Source organism: Streptomyces flavovariabilis, assembly GCF_000725785.1.
In the GTDB taxonomy this organism is placed as follows: Bacteria; Actinomycetota; Actinomycetes; order Streptomycetales; family Streptomycetaceae; genus Streptomyces; species Streptomyces hawaiiensis.
This window is the reverse complement of the sequence record NZ_JNXD01000045.1, coordinates 1-16,778: the sequence shown is the minus strand read 5'-3', so window position 1 is coordinate 16,778 and position 16,778 is coordinate 1. Positions and strand designations below refer to the sequence as shown.

Here is a 16,778-nt window from a genome sequence, read left to right as displayed (position 1 = left end):
CGCCGCTACGAGCGAAAGGCCGAACACTTCCTGGCCTTCGTCGGCATCGCCGCAGCCCTCATCAGCTACCGCCGACTCACCAAGTGAAACAACGTCTAAAGGGCTTGTCCGGGGAGGGCGTCCGTACGTGAGGGACCTGATGTCCGCTTCCGCTTCTGTCACCGCTCGCCGTATCGCCGCCGCCGCGCTAACCGCCGGCGCGCTCGCCTCGGTGGCGACCCTGCCGGCATCCGCCGCCGACCACCCCCGCCCCGACCGGCCCAAGGTCCAGATCATCGCCGTCCAGTACGACTCCCCCGGCCGTGACGACCGCTCCCTGACCCGCGAGTGGGTGGAAATCACCAACACCGCCCGCCGCGCGGTCAACCTCGACGGCTGGACCCTGAAGGACGAGGACGGCCGCACCTACACCTTCGACCACTACCGCCTGGAAGGCCGTTCCACGGTCCGTATCCACACCGGCATCGGCCGCGACACCCGCACCGACCTCTACCAGGACCGCCGCCACTACGTCTGGGACAACCGCTCCGACACTGCCACCCTGCGCAACGACCGCGGCCGCTTCATCGACGACGCCTCCTGGGGCCACCACCGCCACGGCAGCCACCACCGCTGACCAACACCGCGAGCGTGAAGCGAACGCCTCAACCTACGCCCCGATAGAACAACGACGCGCCCGGCCGCCCCGGCCGGGCGCGTCTCGTTGCACCTCTCACCTCATGACAGTGCCGCTCTCACCCTCACACCCCACTGACCAGCGCTGACACACCGCATCCCCAGACCAGTACCACCGACTCTCACCACCACCGACACCACACCAAGAGGCCGCACCCTCCTGACACTGCCGTCGCCGTGACGGCGGCGCAGCGCGGCGGCCCGGCCGACACGCAACACCGGCGAGCGCACTGATGCCCGGCCGCGCTGCCCACCCCGCCCCTCCCTCAGCCCTCAGCCCCAGCCGGGCGGTGGCTTCATCGGCGGCCGGGCCCTGAGGTCGTGCGGGTGGTCAGTGGTGCGGTTGACGAGGTGTTCGCCGCGCGCCAGGGACTGCTCGGCCTCGACGTCGTCGCTGGTGCCGACGTAGCGCGAGAACATGTGGATGCCGAACTCCGACTCACTCCGGGCCTGCTTGCGGCTCTCGCTGCCGCGGGGGGATCCAGGAGATCATCGCCGTGATCCAGAGCAACACCAGGTAAAGGATCAGGGCAGCCCACCAGCCGCCAAGCCGGTTGTGGCCCCACTGGCCAGCACCCGCGAGGACTCCAGCGATTACGGCGACGGCCGTCAGCGGGAACCAGGCCCCCCGGTCCCAGCCGATTTGGAGGACGAGCACGGCAGCGAGGGCATACGCGGCGCCGATGAGAAGGGAGCGACCGAAGGTGTTGAGCTCCGGAGTGTGCAGGTCGCACGTGTTTGCCAGCGCGATGAAGGCGAGCAACAGCGCGAGGAACGTGGGCGGCAGGAGCCAGCGCGCCCCCCGCCCGCGAAGCCTCAAGGTCCAAGCCCCAAGGCCAGCCATGGCGAAAACGCAAAGCGGGATGTGCACGGGCAGAGAGCTCCAGCGCCCCGTGCTGAAGGCGGCTCCGATCCACATTAGGGCCACTGCGGTAAGGGTGGGAGGCGGCGCGAGGAAGGACAGTAGTGGCATTAGACAGACCAGCGGCTTGAGCATCCCCAGCAGGCATCGAGAGAGACGGGGACCGACGGTCTCGCCGGACGGCTGCACCGCAGGCCAGACGAGCAATCCAACCCGTAGGGCGGCCCGGCGCGGATCCCGGACGCGGACCAGATCTGTGACCCTTTCAGTGCCGATCTCCCGGAAGGCGGCCAGGGCTTTGCCGAAGGCATCCTCGTCGCGGAGGGGGACAGGGTCCGACGGAGGTACGGGCCGGTTGCCCGAGCGGATGCCCTTCGTGTGCAGGGCGGCGATCATGGGGAGTTCCTCATCGAGGATCTCCTTCTGGCGCAGTGCGGTGAGCACATAGCGCACCCGGTCCCAATCGGGGTGCGGCTGCTCCTCCAGGTTCTCCTCCCAGAGCGTGAGGAAACGCGAGCCCTCCGGCATCCGGGCGGCGATCTGGACGCCCAGGGTAGTCGCGTCCGCCGCACTGCCGAAGGTGTCGGCGAGGCGTTCGTCGGTGGCGACGACAGAGACCAGGGAGGCAGCAGCATCCAACCGGCCCCAGGTCCAATCGCCGAGCCGCCAGCGGGCGCTGAGGAAGGCGGCGAAGTTGCTGAGCTGGTTGCCGCTGAGCTTGGCCTTGACTAGGTCCTCTTGGGTGCCTGGTCCGTCCGCTCCGAACACGGTGCGGGTGGCCCAGCTGGAGTTTGCGGCGGAAACGGTGTGGAAGTCGATGTGCGGGGCCTCGAGAAGCGGGTCTGGGCGCAGTGGTCCGAGGAGCGTCTCGGCGGCGGTCAGCGCCTTAACCATTTCTGGGCCGGTCTTGCGGGCGGCCTCGTACAGGGCCTGATACGGGGTGTCCTGGCACGATGCGGCCGGGCTCAGTGTTGTGCCGATGTACCTGCCGAGTGCTCCGACGCGCTGCCAAAGTTCTTCATATGGCTGCGACGAGTCAGGCAAGCAATCGGCCGGCAGTTCCTCCGACTCGTCGAGGGCTTGCGCCAGGCGCGCCGACCAGTCGTGCCATCCCGCAGCGTCCTCGCCGCCGGGCAGCGGGGGGCACAGGGTCATCAGACGGCCCGTCGCTTGCCGGTACGGGGCGGTGGCATCAGTGGGGGGCGCGCCCTGTGCGAGAGCCTTCGCATAGCAGCGCAGGAGCAGACGGTCCCGGGCAGCGATCAGGGTGGCGACGGCGAAGCGGCACGCGTAAAGCCGCTGACGGCACTCGGCGGTGGCGACCGGGGCGGGCGGGGCAGGCCCGGCTTCGTGGGCCCTGACCCAGTCCATGAGCAGCCGGACGGCGCGGGCCAGACCAAGAGGGCTGCTGCGCGGGGTGGGTGTCAATCCGGCTGAGGCCTGGCGGATCGCGGCGAAGAGCTGCGCGGAGCTCGGTCCAGCACTCTCGTCCAGCGGCTTCAGTGGACTCGGGCCGGACGGCATCGGCAACGAATCGGGGCCAGTCACCTCAGTCGGATCCTCCAGCAACCGTACGAGCCTTCCGGCCTCGGCCAACCCGACAGCGGCCGGGTAGAAGGCCAGCTGTTCGGCCCCCGCAGCGATCAGGGCTTTAAGCGTCTTAGGCAGCGCCCCGGCGAGCGCTTCCCGCCCTTGGGCGGCAGTGGCAGCCGCTCGCAGTTCGAGGGCGTCGTCGCGAAGGGATTCGAACCCGAATTTCACGGCGAGAGACTTCGCAGCAAGCCGCACTAGCCGAGTGACTCTGTGGCTGCTTTCCGGTTTCGGCGTCAACGGGGAGGGCGGAACCGGCTGGAGGAACAGCAGCCAGCGGTCGACCCGCCGCGTCACGGGGGTACCAGCGATGGCGCGGACCGCCCAGGCGACTGGGATGTTGTCCAGCAGGCCGCCGTCGACCATTTCGGCGCAGCCTTCCAGGTTCTCGTCGGGGTAGCCGGTCTCGCTGCTGATCCCGCGCATGTCGACATACGGAGCTCCGGGCGGGGGAGGTTCGCCGCCGACGTACACACGGCCGGGTTCGAAGGCGGCAGGGAAGGAGGACGACGTACGTGCCGCGTAGGCGAGCCGGTCCAGGGCCAGGGATCGGGCAGGCCCCTCGGCAGGGAAGTCCGTCAGGCCCAGGCGATGGCGAAAGCGGAAGTACGCCTGGGAACGGCCCGCCAGCAGCGGCTGGCCCAGCGTCGGCCGCACCCAATCCCGGCGGGGCCACAGCCGAGTCGCTGTCAGGATCAGCCGAAGCGACTCGGCGCGCTTCCATCCGGGGTCGCTGGGCTTGGCAAGGAGACCGTCCAGCGCTCGGCGCAATTCGCGATAGAAAACTTCGTTGCCCTGCAACAGCGAAATAGGCGGGTGGCAAGGCCTCGAAGGGCGCAGCAGCCCCTCAAGGTCGCCGAGGCGTAGCCACAAGTCGCGCACACCGGAGCCGAACGGCATGCCATAGACCAAATGACACCCGAGCAGGACCCCGTTGAGCCCGCCAGCACTGGTTCCCGCGAGAACATCGATGTCCACGTCTTCATATCCGCACGTTTCCAGGAGACTGCGGTACACGGTCGTGCCTGTACTCCGTGGCCGCTCCTCCCCCCGTGGTCCGGGGGCCGCTGCCCGCAGCCGGGCCACTTCGCAGCAGGCGCCACCCATCCAGACGGCAAGGCTCACCCCACCGCGCATGGCGATGGCCAGGCGCAATTCCGCGCTGCGGGACTGGGCCACGGATGCAGTGCTCATGCCTCCATGCTGCGCGGGGATCAGAGGCGCTGCCGCGTAAGTTCGCCCAGGTGGCCTAGCACTTCCCGGCCCCAGCGGGCCATAGCAGCAGAGCCGCCGACGATCTCTGGGCTCGTGGTTCCGAACGTGATCCAGCACTGCGGCTTCAGTACTCGCCCCTCGATCGAGGTACTGCCCAAGCCAGCACATAGCCGAAGCCGTTGACGGCCCAGTGCAGCGCCACGGGCGCCAGGAGGCTTCCGGACCGGCGCCGCAGCTCGCACAGAACGACCCCTGCTGCGGTCGTGGCGACAACGGCGGCCGCGACCGGCAGCACGCTGCCCGCCGGCCCCGTGCCGAGGACCGCTGCGGCCGCGTTGGCCCGGCTCAGCCCGCGGGAGGGAAGCACATGCCAGAGCCCGAACAGCAACGACGACACAGCCGTGGCCCACGCAGTACCACGCCGCCGCCGCACCATGGCCCACAAGACACCCCGGAAGGCGACCTCCTCCAGCAGCACAGTGCCGACCGGCACCCGGATCAGCACCCGCCACAGCAGCTGCCCAAGAGTCAGGCCCGCGGCGCGCTCGTCCTCGAACGCCTCCCTGGTGGCCGGCAGAGCAAGCCCGACCAAAAAGACGGCAAGAACCGCGCCTACCAGGACCAATGCCCACCACAGCCCTCGGCGCAAGGCAACCGCATCGAGCCCGAGATCGGCGCGGGTGAGACCGTCCCACCGGGCGATCAGCAGCAGCGCGGCAGCCGCGACCACGCAGGTGGGTACGTAGGCGCCGGGCGCGAGCAAATTGTTGAGCAGGTTCGCGCCCACCAGGACGGCAAGGACACAGAACATTCGCATGGTGTCACCAGCATCCCTCGATCCACACCACGAGCCGGGATAACGGGACGAGCGGGCTACGGCTGAGGAGTCCTCCAGGCCAGGCGCTCGCGCCGAAGGTGCGCCCCGGGAAGAGGCCTACTTCCAGCCCACCAGCGACCATGCCCACACTGGCTCACACCTCCGAACAGCCTCCCCACTACACCCGCAGGCGCTGCTTCGCCCCGGCGGGGATTCGTCGTCCTGGTGCTCAACCTCCTGCCCGCGACGGGAGTCCGGGCGGGATAGGCAGGCGCCCCTGCACATGCGCGGCTGTGGTTGCCCTCATAGCCTGGTGTTGCTCGGGGGTAGTCACGGAGGTCTGTCATGCCCCGAAATATTTGGAGCGGCGCGATCAGCTTCGGCCTGGTCACCGTGCCGATTTCCGTGGCCAGCGCTACTGAGGACCACTCGATCCGCTTCCACCAGTACCACCTGGAGGACATGGGCCGGGTGCGGGTGCGCAAGTACTGCGAGATCGAGGACCGCGAGGTCGACCAGGGCGAGATCGGCAAGGGCTACCAGCTGACCAAGGAGCAGGTCATCCCGATCAGCGACGAAGAGCTGCGGGACCTGCCACTGCCGACGGCGAAGGCCATCGAGATCGTCGCGTTCGTGCCGCTGGACTCCGTCGACCCTCTGAAGATCGGCGAGGGCTACTACCTGGCCCCGAGCGGGCAGGTCGCCGCGAAGCCGTACAAACTGCTGCGCATGGCCCTGGCCCGGAGCAGCAAGGTGGCCGTGGCGAAGTACGCCTGGTCCGGCCGCGAACGCCTCGGGCTGCTCCGGGTCCGCGAGGACGCCATCGTTTTGCACGCGATGCGCTGGCCCGATGAGGTCAGGTCGCCGGAGGAACTGCTGCCGCCGCCCGTCGAGCTGAGCGACGAGGAGATCGACGGCGCGCTCGCGCTCATGGACAGCATGACCCGCGAGGATCTTGAGGGTGAGGAATTCCAGGACACCTACACCCAGGCTCTCGAGCAGATCATCGAGGCCAAGCGGGAGCACCGTGAGCCGCCGAAGCCTCAGGAGCCGGAGTCGAAGTCGGGGCAGGTGGTCGACCTGATGGCCGCCCTGACCGAGTCCGTGGAGAAGGCGCGGGCTTCGCGCGGCGAGGACGCCGACGTGCACGAGCTGCCGAAGAAGAAGACGGCGAAGAAGCAGCCGGCCAAGAAGACGGCTGCGAAGCAGAGCACGAAGAACGCCGCGGCCAAGAAGACGTCCGGGCGCCGGCCGCGCAGCGCCTAGTCCACGATGCCGAGCGCCGTGTCCGGCCTGCACTTCGTACACGCCGGCACCTGATGGCGCAGTGCCTCGATCGCCTGCGCCCTGGTCGCAGGTCTCGCCCGCTTGCCCGGGTCCCAGCACTCACCCGTGTGTACGGCGACGGTGTTCTTGCAGTCCAGGTCGCGCTCGATCAACCACTCGGGTGCCGGCGGACGCCGCTCTTCGCCGACGCGCCGCTCAACCTCGCGGCGTTCTTCGTCGGCGATCCACCTGCGGGTGCAGGCCGGGTCGCGCTCCTGCACTCGCTCCACGAAACGGAGCAGTGTGAGTCGCGACGCCACCCCTGAATCGTTCGTACGTTCTATTCTATGATCTGGCGCCACACAGCCCACCCCCACCCCGGCGCAGGCATGAACCACGAGGAGGCCGCCCGCAGGCTGGGGGCGTCGACCCGGCCTCCCTCTCCCCTGCCCCACCTGCGCCCCGCTCCGCCCAGACCTGGGCGCGAATGCAGCAGGAGCCGCCCTGCTCAGCCTGCGGCCAGCCGTCCCGCACCAGCGGCGTACTCCATGACTCGGACCACGGGCCCCGCTGGTTCGACCAATGCCGCGCGTGCTTCCTCTCAACGCCACCGACACTTCGCGTGCCGCCAGCACGATTCCTCGAGGAGTTGCGCGATGCTGCGGCCGACGCGGGGCTGAGGCTGTGCACCTACACCGACGGGGGCGGGTGGGGGGTGAGTGACGTGGACGACGAGCGGTTCCACCTCATCCTGAGTGCGGTCGGCCAGGCCGGTGATGCACGGCCGGTGGGGCAAGCAGCCCTCGGCCGAGCACCAGTACCTGTCGTGGATCGGCTCGTGGGGCAGCATCGACGGCGGCCGGATCGTTCTGACCGAGCGCGCCGACGACGGCGAGCGGGTAATCGCGAGCTAGCCGGAGGGCTCCTGGGGTGCGTTCCAAAAGTGGATCTTGATGCTGCGCTCGCCTTACTTCGGATGTAGTCGTCTCGGCCGGACTGCGCGGGCTAGGTTGGTGATCTCGCCGCGTGAGCAGGGCGCGGACCATACGGAGGGGCCAATCATGTCCATAGCCACATCACCGGACACACGAACCGCGGTTGAGGAGTTACTGCGCACGATCGGTGAGGGCGACCCCCAGCGCATCGCCGAGCTGTATGCCGAGCGGGGCGATTGGAAGCTGAACTGGCCGGAGGCCGAGCACGGTCGTGCTGCCACGCCCTGGATCCGTCATCGGTCCACCCGGGCCGACGCGGCCGCCCACTATCGCGAACTTGCCGAGCACCACGTGCCGGAGCAGGTGGCGACTGAGGTCGAGCGCATCCTCATCGACGGAAACGAGGCGGTCGTGATCGGCGAAATCCGCCAGACTGCTCGGTCCACCGGACGTGCCTATCGCGCGCGGTTCGCTTTGCATCTCACCTTCGAAGACGGCTTGGTCACCCGGCACCATATCTGTGAGGACAGCCTCGCCGTTGCCCTGGCATTCGACACCGAAGAGCAGTGAGAGCCGCCAGGACGACGAGCATGAGGACGCTGGTCACAGCCACTCGTTGATCGCTGCGGCCAGTACGGTCGCTTCGTAGCGGACGGCGAGCTTGTCGTATCTCGTGGCGACCGCGCGGTGGCGCTGAGGCGGTTGATTCCGCATTCCACCGCGTGCCGCTCTTTGTAGTCGGTCTTGTCGAACTTCGGCGGTCGGCCACCTTGGGAACCGCACTTCTTGCGGTGGGCGGACTGGTCGCACTTCTCCGGAACCGTGCATCGGATACGGCCCAGGACCACCTGGAACTGCGGAGAGTCCCCCCGCTGCCCGGCGGTGATCACCAGTGACATCGGCTTTTGGGTCTGCTCGACCGCCAGCTGGAGCTTGGTTGTCAGCCCGCCCCGGGAGCGTCCGAGCCCGTGGTCGTCGGGCTCGGCGAAGGCATCGCCGGGCGGCTCGACTTGCAGATCCCCTTTTGCGGGCACCCGCTGCATGCTGGTGGGCGCGGGCGATGGTCGAGCCCACCGAGACGTCCCAGGTGATCAGCCCTTCCGTATCGGCCCTGGCCTGCAGCTGATCGAAGATGCGGTGCCAGGTTCCGTCCCGCTGCCAACGCCGGAACAGGCCATAGATCGTCTCCCACGGGCCGTACCGCTCGGGCACGTCTCGCCAGGGGGACCAGCGCGAGTGCGCCGGCATATGCCGTCTATCAACTGTCGCTTGGTGTGCACCGGCGGCCGTCCGGGCTTCTTCCCGACAGGGAGCAGCGGCTCCAGCTTCGCCACTGCGCATTCGTCAGAGCATGCCTCCTCATGAAGTAGATCTTGGCCCATCAAGATCTACTTCTGAAACACGCCCTAGAACCCGGCCCCCGCGGCAAGGTCAAGAATGGGAGTGAGGAGGTGCGAGTATGCCGCCACCAGGACTGACTGTCGGGGAAGGCCGCGGCCTTGATCCGCCGTTCCGATCGGCTGCGGGCCCGGTCGTCGCACTCGGCCAGCAGCAGTTCGGCGAGGAACCCCTTGTAGGACATCTGATCGCGCTTCGCGGCCTCGGCGAGGTCGGAGAACTGGCCCCGGAAGGTGGGCAACCGCAGCATCCGGCATGCCTGGTCGATGGCGGTGTCGGCGGCTTGTTCGGTCAGGTCGTGATGGCGTTGGGCACTCACGTCGCTTCTCCCTCGGCGGCAGGGGCACCGCCTGGGCGGCGGTGTCGTAGCAGCTGGTCGTTGGGAGCCACCGAAGGCAGCGGCCGGGTGTCGGCCGGCAGATGCGCGATCCGCCAGTCGGACAGAAAAGTGACCGTCGCCCGCTGCCGCCCAGACGGCTCGGGCAAAGCAACCTGGCCCCTATGCCGCCCGGCGGCCTTCTGTGCCAGGGTCCGCCCCACGGGCGGAAGGTGGTGGCGGAGTCAGTGCGGGTCATTCCGGGTTGTGCAGGTCCAACACGTTGCCAAACTGGGTGAACGATGAGTTCTCTCTGCGCATAGCGGAAACACGCGCTCGTTCACCGGGCAACAGAACAAGGAGCATCAAGGGCCCTGCCACGTCTCGTCTGGAGATCGCCGGTGTCCCGGGGGCGGCCGGTGACAAGTACTCGATCTCGATGAGGTCCGCGTCCCCGCTCACCAGAAGCTCCCAGGTATGGACGAGTTCTCCTTCGTCACCGTCTGGGCCACACCCGGTGTGGACAAGGGACTCGGATTCGGCGACGACGGACATGGAAGCCCCGGCGAGTGCGCCCTCGACCATGGCCGAAGTGCCCAACTCCGCGCCTACGATGCCCCCACTGAGATGGTCCGGGCACTCCCAGTCCCAGTCACCGTCCGCGCGTCGCACGGAGTAGTACAGCTCTTCGGCGATGAGACCGTCGTCCCTGCGGTGCAAGAGCAGGACGCACCCGAGGTCGCCGCTGATCCACACGTCAGCGACCATGACAGTGTCGGCGGGGATGGCCAAGTGGCGTGCGGCCGCCCGGTCGGTTGGTGGGTGCCCCAGTTGGAGGGCGGTCTCAGCGATGTCGGCCATCGGCCTTCTCATGAACTTCTTGCTCCCTCGTTTCTCGGAGTTCCTCGAATCGTCCCTGCGTTCATGGCGACCTGTGGGTGGTTCTGTCGGTAGTTGGTGACGTCAGTTGTTCGTGAAAGCTGACGGCACCAGGTGATGGCCCAGAAAGAAGTTCGCGAATTCTGACGTCACCATCGGGGGTGTTGTGTCAAGCTGGATGTGCTCAGTAAAGGAGCACCCCCGATGCCGCCTGGCCAGTCGAAGGTCGAGTTGTACGCCGCGCTGCGGCGCGACTCCCGCGATGGCATGTCGAACCGGGCGTTGCAGTGCAAGTACGGCGTCACCTGGAGCACGGTCAACAAGGCCCTGACCTCGGCTTGGCCGCAGCCGCGCACGACAACCGCTTCGGCGCGGCCGTCGAAGCTGGATCCGTTCACGCTGCTGATCGACGAGATCCTGCTCATTGATCTGGACGCGACCAGGAAACAGCGCCACACCGTCACCCCAAATCTACCGCCGTCTGATCGACGAGCACTCCTCGTCCGAGGCGTTGCGTTGACCACTTGAACCCGCACCGATGAGAGGGCGCAAGCGTCCTGCGAGCAACCGCGCGGTCCGGCCAGGGACTGAGAGTCCGGTGTTTATACCTTGCTCGCGACCACCATGTAGTTCTCGGCCTCAAGATCGAACGTGCTCAGTTCCGTTTGGAGTCCGACCCGGTGCAGCTCGACTTCGAGTTCCTCGTACCGGTAGGGCCAGCAGGACAGTAGTTCCGAGCGGACAAGAACCAACCCGGTCGAATCAACTTGCGCGATCGCAATCTCGATGTGGTGCTCCTCCTCCCAATGCGGCGCAATCTCCCAGCGGTAGACCACGACGGCATCGCGACCGTTCCGGCGGACGAGTCGGTCACTGATCTCCAGCCGGGAACCTCTGGCCCTCACGAGTTCCCAAGTGCGGGATGTGAGTACCAAGCGCCCGCCGGGGCGCAGAAGCCGTGACATCGACTCCAGAGCAGCACCCCTGCCTGTCGCGCCCGCGGCATGGTGAAGCGAGTTGCCAACGCAGAACACCATGTCGAACGTGTTGTCCTGGAAATGGTCGGGCAACTCTTCCCAGTTCGCCCATACGGCCCGGACGGATGCCCCGAACTCCTCAGACAACTCTGCAGTCCGACGAACCATCGCCTCGCTGGCGTCAGTTGCGACAACCTGCATGCCACGACCGGCGAGGCCAACCGCCAACTGTCCGGTTCCGCACGAACAGTCGAGGACGTGAGCGTTCGACGGCAGGAGATTGAGGACGTCGTCGAACGACGCAGCGAACTCGGCTGGAGGCAACTTTGCGTCCGAGATGAGCCATTCGTACACCTCGGCAAGCACGTCATAGCCTGTCACAACCACTACCTCCGTCACGCGGCAGACTCACGGTAGGACGTCAGTCCATCAGCGGAGCAAGCCGGGCACCAATGGTTTTCGCAAGGATGGCTCTGACGGTGTTTGTGGGCGCGATGGCAGGTTTCCGGGTGAAATACACCCTGGCATCGAAGCTGGCCAACGAGCTGGTCGAGGCCGCCGACGAGAAGATCCTGACCAAGACCATCGCCCGCTACGGCCGCGTCGACCTGCTCTGCATCGACGAACTCGGCTACATGCAACTCGACCGCCGCGGCGCCGAACTCCTCTTCCAGGTCCTCACCGAACGCGAGGAGAAGAACTCCGTCGCCATCGCCTCCAACGACTCCTTCGCCGGCTGGGGCAAGACCTTCACCGACCCCAGATTCTGCGCCGCCATCGTCGACCGGCTCACCTTCGGCGGCAACATCCTCGAGACCGGCACCGAGTCCTACCGCCTCGCTCACAGCCGCGAACTCGCCCGCTAAGCCATCCCCACCCCATCCGGACTGCCGTCAGAATTCACCAACATCCAGCCGGCCTGAGGCCACGAACCGCCGTCAACTTTCACGGCCAAACGACGTCAGCATTCACGGGGTCAAAGCCATAAGGGAAAGATGCGTCGGCGTAGGCCCGACGAGTGCTGCCGCCCCGGCCGTCGTAACGTTTTTCGTCCAGGTGCCGGTCGCGTGCCAGCCGCAGTCCAGCTGGAACCGGTGCCCGCCGTACGCGACCTGGTGCGACACCGCATAAGCCGGACCCCCCGTTGACCTCACTAAATCTCGTCAGCCGCCGCGGTCCTCGCCACAGAGCGGCAAGGCTGGAAGAGTTCACTGATCGTGACCGCTGATGAGTTCACGGACGCCAGACCATGGCCACCGAAGCGGCTCTCCCGTGTACCGTCGGCGCCTGAGCGGCACCCCGTGGAGGCGCGCCGCAGGGCGTTCCAGGAGCTGCTGAGCCGCCGCGAGCGGATCTACGTCATGAGGACGCTCACCGCCGCCGCCAGCCACTTCGGACTCTGGCCGACCGCCACCTCCAACCTCGAGCGCGGACTTCGCCGCGACGACGCCCTCGCCCGCGCCTACAAGGACTGTCTTAACGCCGCTTGATCACACGCGAAGCCATGACGCACCCAGCCCCCCCTTCCGGCCGCCTCCTGGCGCCTGCCAGGCGGGAGATGCAGCAGCTCCACTGCGTGAGGGCATGCACAGGTAGACGGGTGTCCTGGGTAAGCAGACGGTGGAGACCAGGCCGGCGCGTGACAGGCCGGGCCGCTTCCACCCGTTCCTCAGCGGACTTTGGCGGCTCTCTTAAGGCTTCTTGAAGATGACCTTCGAACGGAGGTCTGAGCCCCGGCCGGGTCCTAGGCTCTCGAACACCCCCCACAGGTCCGGTGGCCGCGATCGCGGCCACCGGACACGGGGCCGAGTCAGCCCACCGACCAACCGAGGTGTCCTGCATGGGTTCCCGCCGAGCCGCTCGCCCGTCCCGCTTCCACGCCCGCCCCCGCAGTGGGCCGAAGACGCTCGGTCCCGCGCTGGCCATCGGAGCCGTCGCTGCGATCGCGGGCGTCGGGATCACCCTGGCCGTCGTCAGCGGCGAGAACGGCGACACGTCAAACCGAGTGGTCGCGAACAGCACGGACGGGACGTCGGGCGCCGGGGACGCCGCCGGCAGTACGGCGCCGCTCCCCTCTGCTTCGGCGAGCCCGAGCACCACGGCAAGCAGCTCGCCGAGCGCGAAGCCGAAGCAGAAGCGGAAGCAGTCGGCGAGTCCCACCCCCCGTGCACGGAAGACGGCCGTCCCCGCGTCGAAGGCACCCGCGGGGACGGCGGCGAAGAGCAGCAGCGGCGGGTCGGCAAGCGGTTCCGGCGGCATCCGGCCGGGCGGCACCGGATCGGACTCCGGGTCGGGTTCCCAGTCCGGTGGCGGGACCGAGGCCCAGGTACTCGCGCTGGTCAACAAGGAGCGGGCCGCGGGCGGCTGCTCGCCGGTCACGGCGAACGACCGGCTCACCCGGGCCGCCGACGACTACAGCGACGTCATGGCGAGCAGCGGCGTGATGTCCCACACCGGCCCCGACGGCTCGACGATGACGACCCGGGTCGAGGCCGCGGGGTACCAGTGGTCGACCCTGGGCGAGAACATAGCCCGGGGCCAGGCGGACGCCGCCTCGGTGATGAAGTCCTGGATGAACAGCCCCGGACACCGCGCGAACATACTCAACTGCTCCTTCAAGGAGCTGGGCGTGGGCGTCCACTTCGGCGACGGCGGCCCCTGGTGGACGCAGAACTTCGGCGCCGGTCGCTGACCTCTCTCTCCCCCCGGCCGCCGGCGTCGGTCACCTCACCGCACCGGCCCCTCCCGCATCAGCGAGTACGAACGACACCCGCACCCGGGCGCCGCCCAACGGCGCCCGGGTGATCGTCAGTTCACCGTCCGCCGCGCGGGACGCGCGGGCCACGATGTCCAGGCCCAGCCCCGTCGAACCGCCGACGCTCACACCCCGCGTGAGCGCTGCGTCGGGGTCCGCCACGCCCGGTCCCGCGTCGTCGACCGTGAGAAACACGTGCCGATCCGCCCGCTCCACGCGCACGGCGAAGGCGGTGCCCTCCGGGGTATGCCGGAAGACATTGCCGATCAGGGCATCGATGACGGCCGCGAGGTCGTCCTCGGGGAAGGCGACGGGCACCAGTCGCGGCGTCAGGGAACGCTCGTAGGGCCGTCCTTGCTTGGCAGCGAGGACCGACCAGAAGTCCAGACGCATGGCGACCACCTCTGCGACATCGCACGCCTTCGCCGCGCCGACCGCCGCACGGGCCGAGTGCGCCGACGCCAGCGGTGTACGGGCCGCGGCGATGATCGAGTCCAGTTCGCTCTCCAGCTGGCCGGCCGCCTCCGCGACCCGCCGGGCGCTGGGCGTCGACCCCATCCGGTCGGCCTCCAGGTAGAGAGCGGTCAACGGAGTGCGCAGCCGGTGCGAGAGGTCGGCGACCAGCTCGCGTTCCACGGCGAGCAGGTCGAGGACGCGGTCGGCCATGGTGTTGAACGCCGCACCGGCCTCCTGCAGTTCGGGCGGGCCGCCGGGTTCGACCCGCACGTCCAGGTCGCCGGAGCCGAGAGCCAGTGAGGCACGCTTGAGAGTGCGCGAGGAGCGGACGACGCGGGCGCCGAGCCGGTCGGCCACGAGTACCGAACCGCCGACCAGACCCAGCGCGAGCAGCGCCATGACGCCCCAGGACGCGGCCACGCCCCGGGTGAGATCCGCGGACGGCACGAAGGCTTCCACGACCGCGACCCGGTCGCCCTGCAGGACGACGGGCTGGAGGTAGACCCAGCCGCCGGCGGTGTCCACGGCCAGCGTCTCGCGCCCGCGCACGGCCCGGTCGAGCGCGTCCTGCGGCGCGTGCGGCGTGCCGACGAAGTCGCCGTCGGGCAGACGCACGACGAGCTGGTCGGAGGAGCCGAGCTCGGCGACGGCCTGCTGCACGTCGGCGCGCCGGGTGGTGAGGGCGAGCACCGGAGACAGGGCGGACGCCCGCTGCTCGGCGGCCGTGGTGGCCCGGTCCCGTACCTGTTCGCGCACGAGGAGGGCGAGGGGGACGAGGAAGGACAGAGCCACCATTGAGGTGACGGCCAGGGCGATCCCGGCGAGGGCACGTCTCATGGCGAGCTGACCAACTTGATGCCCAGGCCGCGAACCGTGCGCAGATAGCGGGGCTTTCGCGCCTTCTCGCCCATCTTGCGGCGGAGCGCGGAGAGGTGGACGTCGACCGTCTGGTCCTCGACGTACGGCTGCTGCCACACCTCGGCGAGTATGCGCTGCCGGGTGACGACCTGGTCGGCGTGGGCGGCGAGGTAGGCGAGCAGATCGAACTCGCGGCGAGTCAGAGGCAGTTCCCGGCCGGCCAGGTGCGCGGTGCGCGCCGTCGGGTCGATGCGCAGGTCTGCCACCTGCAGGACGGGCCGCCGGGCCGCAGTCACGTCGGCAGGCACGGACCGGCGCAGCACGGCGGCGAGCCGGGCGGCGAGCTGGCCGCCGGAGAACGGCTTGACCAGGTAGTCGTCGGCCCCCGCGTTGAGCAACCGGATGATCTCGCTCTCGTCGTCACGTGCGGTGGCGACCAGGACCGGCACGCGGGAAATGCCCCGGATCATGCGCAGCACGTCCAGGCCGTCGAGATCGGGCAGCCCCAGGTCCAGCACCACGATGTCCGGCGGGCTCTGGGTGATCTCGCGCAGCGCCTCGAAACCCTGATGGGTGGTCCTGACCGCGTAGCCATGCCCGGTCAGGACCTCGATCAGCGCGGCCCGGATGACGGGGTCGTCCTCGACGACAAGTACGGAGGCCATGAGCAGGCACGTTAGCCGGTCCGTCACTATGGTGTCGTGTCCCGCCTCCTGCGCTACCTGATCATATGGCTGGCCTGCACGGCAGCCAGTGTCACCGCTGTCATCCTCACGATTCACTTCGTGGTGGGGTCGACCCGGCCGACCGCGCCGGTCGCGCAGTCCGCGCCGAGCAAGCCCCTGAAGCCCCCGCGGCCCAGCCCCACCACCGCCGAACCCTCCCCGAGCCCGTCGGCGAGCAGCCACAGGCCCAGCTCGCCGCCCCGCAGCAGCGAGCCGGCGACCGATCCCAGCCCGACGCCCACGCCCACCCCCACCGGCCGCACGAGTTCCCCAGGGGCATCGACCGGCGCGGACGACTCGGGGTGCCAGGAAGGCGGCGCCGGCGTCTACACGGTGCCGTCCGAGGGCGGCAAGGTCACCGTGCGGTTCGGCGACGACGCGGTCTGCCTGATCTCGGCCGTGCCGAACCAGGGGTTCACGGTGAGCACGAGCCGGCCCCAGGCACAGACACTCACGGTGACGTTCTCGGCCAGCCGCCACCGGTCGGAAGTCACCGCCACAACCCAGCCACAGAGCCGAGCCAGCGTCCGCGAGGTGTCGTGGTGACACCCCCTTGCACGAATCCTCTGGAATTCGAGCACGAGCCGGAAAGGACAGGGGGCCTACGTGAACATCACCGATACCCAGCTCCAGACGGCCCGGCTCTCATCCGCCTTGGAGCCACTCCGATCAGACATGAGCGATGAGTTTGGGCAGTCGGCCGGGTCTGCCCTGGTATGACTCGCATCATCGCTGACATCTCGGTCTCTCTGGACGGCTTCGTCACCGGGCCCGACCCCGGCCCGCGCAACGGTCTGGGCACTGGCGGCGAAGCCCTGCACACCTGGGCGTTCTCCGAAGACCCCGACGACCGGCGGGCCTTGCGCGAGGCGACCGCCCGCTCAGGCGCCGTCATCCTCGGTCGCCGACTTTTCGATGTCGTCGACGGGCCAGAAGGCTGGGACGACTCGTCCGTCTAGAGGTTGTCCCGTAACCGGTGTGGCGGTTGGTGCGTTGGCTGGGCATGGGTGGGGTGATCTCAGCGGATGATCCGAAGTGGATCGAGCCGTTCTCC

Annotated in this window: 17 protein-coding genes and 5 pseudogenes; 10 read left to right on the top strand and 12 right to left on the bottom strand. The window is 68.5% G+C overall.

Going from position 1 to position 16,778, the window contains the following annotated elements; translation table 11 throughout:
- Together IO24_RS44955 and IO24_RS0139210 are read left to right on the top strand one after the other, a co-directional pair.
- Positions 1–87: pseudogene (locus tag IO24_RS44955) on the top strand (IS5/IS1182 family transposase); the annotation flags it as partial.
- Positions 88–139: 52 nt separating this feature from the next.
- Positions 140–616 (top strand): lamin tail domain-containing protein, encoded by a 477-nt coding sequence (locus tag IO24_RS0139210; RefSeq protein ID WP_031144530.1) that lies wholly within the window; start codon positions 140–142, stop codon positions 614–616.
- A 332-nt stretch (positions 617–948) separates the two neighbouring features.
- Here the strand turns inward: IO24_RS0139210 and IO24_RS45455 are convergent, their stop codons facing one another.
- The 3 genes from IO24_RS45455 to IO24_RS0139195 form a co-directional block, all read right to left on the bottom strand.
- On the bottom strand, positions 949–1,095 hold the full coding sequence (locus IO24_RS45455) for a hypothetical protein (protein WP_157851343.1): 147 nt from the start codon (positions 1,093–1,095) through the stop codon (positions 949–951).
- Between the two features lie 19 nt (positions 1,096–1,114).
- Complete coding sequence (locus tag IO24_RS0139200; RefSeq protein WP_158872534.1) at positions 1,115–4,321, bottom strand: DUF3376 domain-containing protein; 3,207 nt, start codon at positions 4,319–4,321, stop codon at positions 1,115–1,117.
- 145 nt (positions 4,322–4,466) lie between these two features.
- A complete protein-coding gene (locus IO24_RS0139195) occupies positions 4,467–5,153 on the bottom strand; it encodes a CPBP family intramembrane glutamic endopeptidase (RefSeq protein ID WP_244310233.1) in 687 nt (228 codons plus the stop codon).
- A gap of 351 nt (positions 5,154–5,504) precedes the next feature.
- Between IO24_RS0139195 and ku the strand changes: the two genes are divergently transcribed.
- Positions 5,505–6,425, top strand: coding sequence for a non-homologous end joining protein Ku (gene ku, locus IO24_RS0139190; RefSeq protein ID WP_031144523.1), 921 nt, complete (start codon positions 5,505–5,507; stop codon positions 6,423–6,425).
- On the opposite strand, the gene IO24_RS0139185 is transcribed toward ku, so the two are convergent.
- The gene (locus tag IO24_RS0139185; protein WP_234335414.1) at positions 6,422–6,715 is read right to left on the bottom strand and encodes a DUF6233 domain-containing protein; all 294 of its coding nucleotides are present in this window, start codon (positions 6,713–6,715) and stop codon (positions 6,422–6,424) included. The genes ku and IO24_RS0139185 overlap by 4 nt on opposite strands.
- A 465-nt stretch (positions 6,716–7,180) precedes the next feature.
- Between IO24_RS0139185 and IO24_RS45450 the strand changes: the two genes are divergently transcribed.
- Together IO24_RS45450 and IO24_RS0139175 are read left to right on the top strand one after the other, a co-directional pair.
- Entirely contained in the window at positions 7,181–7,339 is a 159-nt protein-coding gene (locus IO24_RS45450) for a hypothetical protein (protein WP_157851342.1), read from the top strand.
- 147 nt (positions 7,340–7,486) lie between these two features.
- Positions 7,487–7,930, top strand: a complete 444-nt coding sequence (locus IO24_RS0139175; RefSeq protein ID WP_031144519.1) for a nuclear transport factor 2 family protein — start codon at positions 7,487–7,489, stop codon at positions 7,928–7,930.
- A gap of 33 nt (positions 7,931–7,963) precedes the next feature.
- On the opposite strand, the pseudogene IO24_RS44045 reads toward IO24_RS0139175, so the two are convergent.
- The 3 genes and pseudogenes from IO24_RS44045 to IO24_RS0139160 all read right to left on the bottom strand — a co-directional run bounded on the left by IO24_RS44045 (position 7,964) and on the right by IO24_RS0139160 (position 9,935).
- Positions 7,964–8,723 (bottom strand): annotated as a pseudogene (locus IO24_RS44045) (IS5 family transposase).
- Positions 8,724–8,831: 108 nt separating this feature from the next.
- A pseudogene (locus IO24_RS0139165) lies at positions 8,832–9,077 on the bottom strand (IS21-like element helper ATPase IstB); the annotation flags it as partial.
- A gap of 252 nt (positions 9,078–9,329) precedes the next feature.
- Positions 9,330–9,935: a hypothetical protein gene (locus IO24_RS0139160; protein ID WP_051906032.1), complete on the bottom strand. Its 606-nt coding sequence runs from the start codon at positions 9,933–9,935 to the stop codon at positions 9,330–9,332.
- A 222-nt stretch (positions 9,936–10,157) separates the two neighbouring features.
- Between IO24_RS0139160 and IO24_RS0139155 the strand changes: the two genes are divergently transcribed.
- On the top strand, positions 10,158–10,481 hold the full coding sequence (locus tag IO24_RS0139155) for a hypothetical protein (RefSeq protein ID WP_031144513.1): 324 nt from the start codon (positions 10,158–10,160) through the stop codon (positions 10,479–10,481).
- Between the two features lie 74 nt (positions 10,482–10,555).
- Here IO24_RS0139155 and IO24_RS0139150 read toward each other — a convergent pair whose 3' ends face one another.
- Entirely contained in the window at positions 10,556–11,311 is a 756-nt protein-coding gene (locus IO24_RS0139150; RefSeq protein ID WP_031144511.1) for a class I SAM-dependent methyltransferase, read from the bottom strand.
- Between the two features lie 110 nt (positions 11,312–11,421).
- Here IO24_RS0139150 and IO24_RS0139145 point away from each other — a divergent pair.
- The 3 genes and pseudogenes from IO24_RS0139145 to IO24_RS0139135 form a co-directional block, all read left to right on the top strand.
- Positions 11,422–11,796: pseudogene (locus IO24_RS0139145) on the top strand (ATP-binding protein); the annotation flags it as partial.
- Between the two features lie 351 nt (positions 11,797–12,147).
- Positions 12,148–12,420, top strand: a complete 273-nt coding sequence (locus IO24_RS46135) for a hypothetical protein (RefSeq protein ID WP_199808909.1) — start codon at positions 12,148–12,150, stop codon at positions 12,418–12,420.
- A gap of 350 nt (positions 12,421–12,770) precedes the next feature.
- Positions 12,771–13,622, top strand: a complete 852-nt coding sequence (locus tag IO24_RS0139135; protein WP_031144506.1) for a CAP domain-containing protein — start codon at positions 12,771–12,773, stop codon at positions 13,620–13,622.
- Positions 13,623–13,652: 30 nt separating this feature from the next.
- Here the strand turns inward: IO24_RS0139135 and IO24_RS0139130 are convergent, their stop codons facing one another.
- From IO24_RS0139130 to IO24_RS46980, 4 genes are all read right to left on the bottom strand, one after another.
- Entirely contained in the window at positions 13,653–14,978 is a 1,326-nt protein-coding gene (locus tag IO24_RS0139130; protein ID WP_031144504.1) for a sensor histidine kinase, read from the bottom strand.
- A complete protein-coding gene (locus tag IO24_RS0139125; protein ID WP_031144502.1) occupies positions 14,975–15,664 on the bottom strand; it encodes a response regulator transcription factor in 690 nt (229 codons plus the stop codon). Before IO24_RS0139125 ends, IO24_RS0139130 begins: the two co-directional genes overlap by 4 nt.
- Before the next feature lie 113 nt (positions 15,665–15,777).
- A complete protein-coding gene (locus tag IO24_RS46985; protein ID WP_234335413.1) occupies positions 15,778–15,966 on the bottom strand; it encodes a hypothetical protein in 189 nt (62 codons plus the stop codon).
- An 84-nt stretch (positions 15,967–16,050) separates the two neighbouring features.
- Positions 16,051–16,218: a hypothetical protein gene (locus IO24_RS46980; RefSeq protein ID WP_234335411.1), complete on the bottom strand. Its 168-nt coding sequence runs from the start codon at positions 16,216–16,218 to the stop codon at positions 16,051–16,053.
- Positions 16,219–16,440: 222 nt separating this feature from the next.
- Between IO24_RS46980 and IO24_RS0139115 the strand changes: the two are divergent.
- Positions 16,441–16,671 (top strand): annotated as a pseudogene (locus IO24_RS0139115) (dihydrofolate reductase family protein); the annotation flags it as partial.
- Between the last annotated feature and the right edge of the window lie 107 nt (positions 16,672–16,778).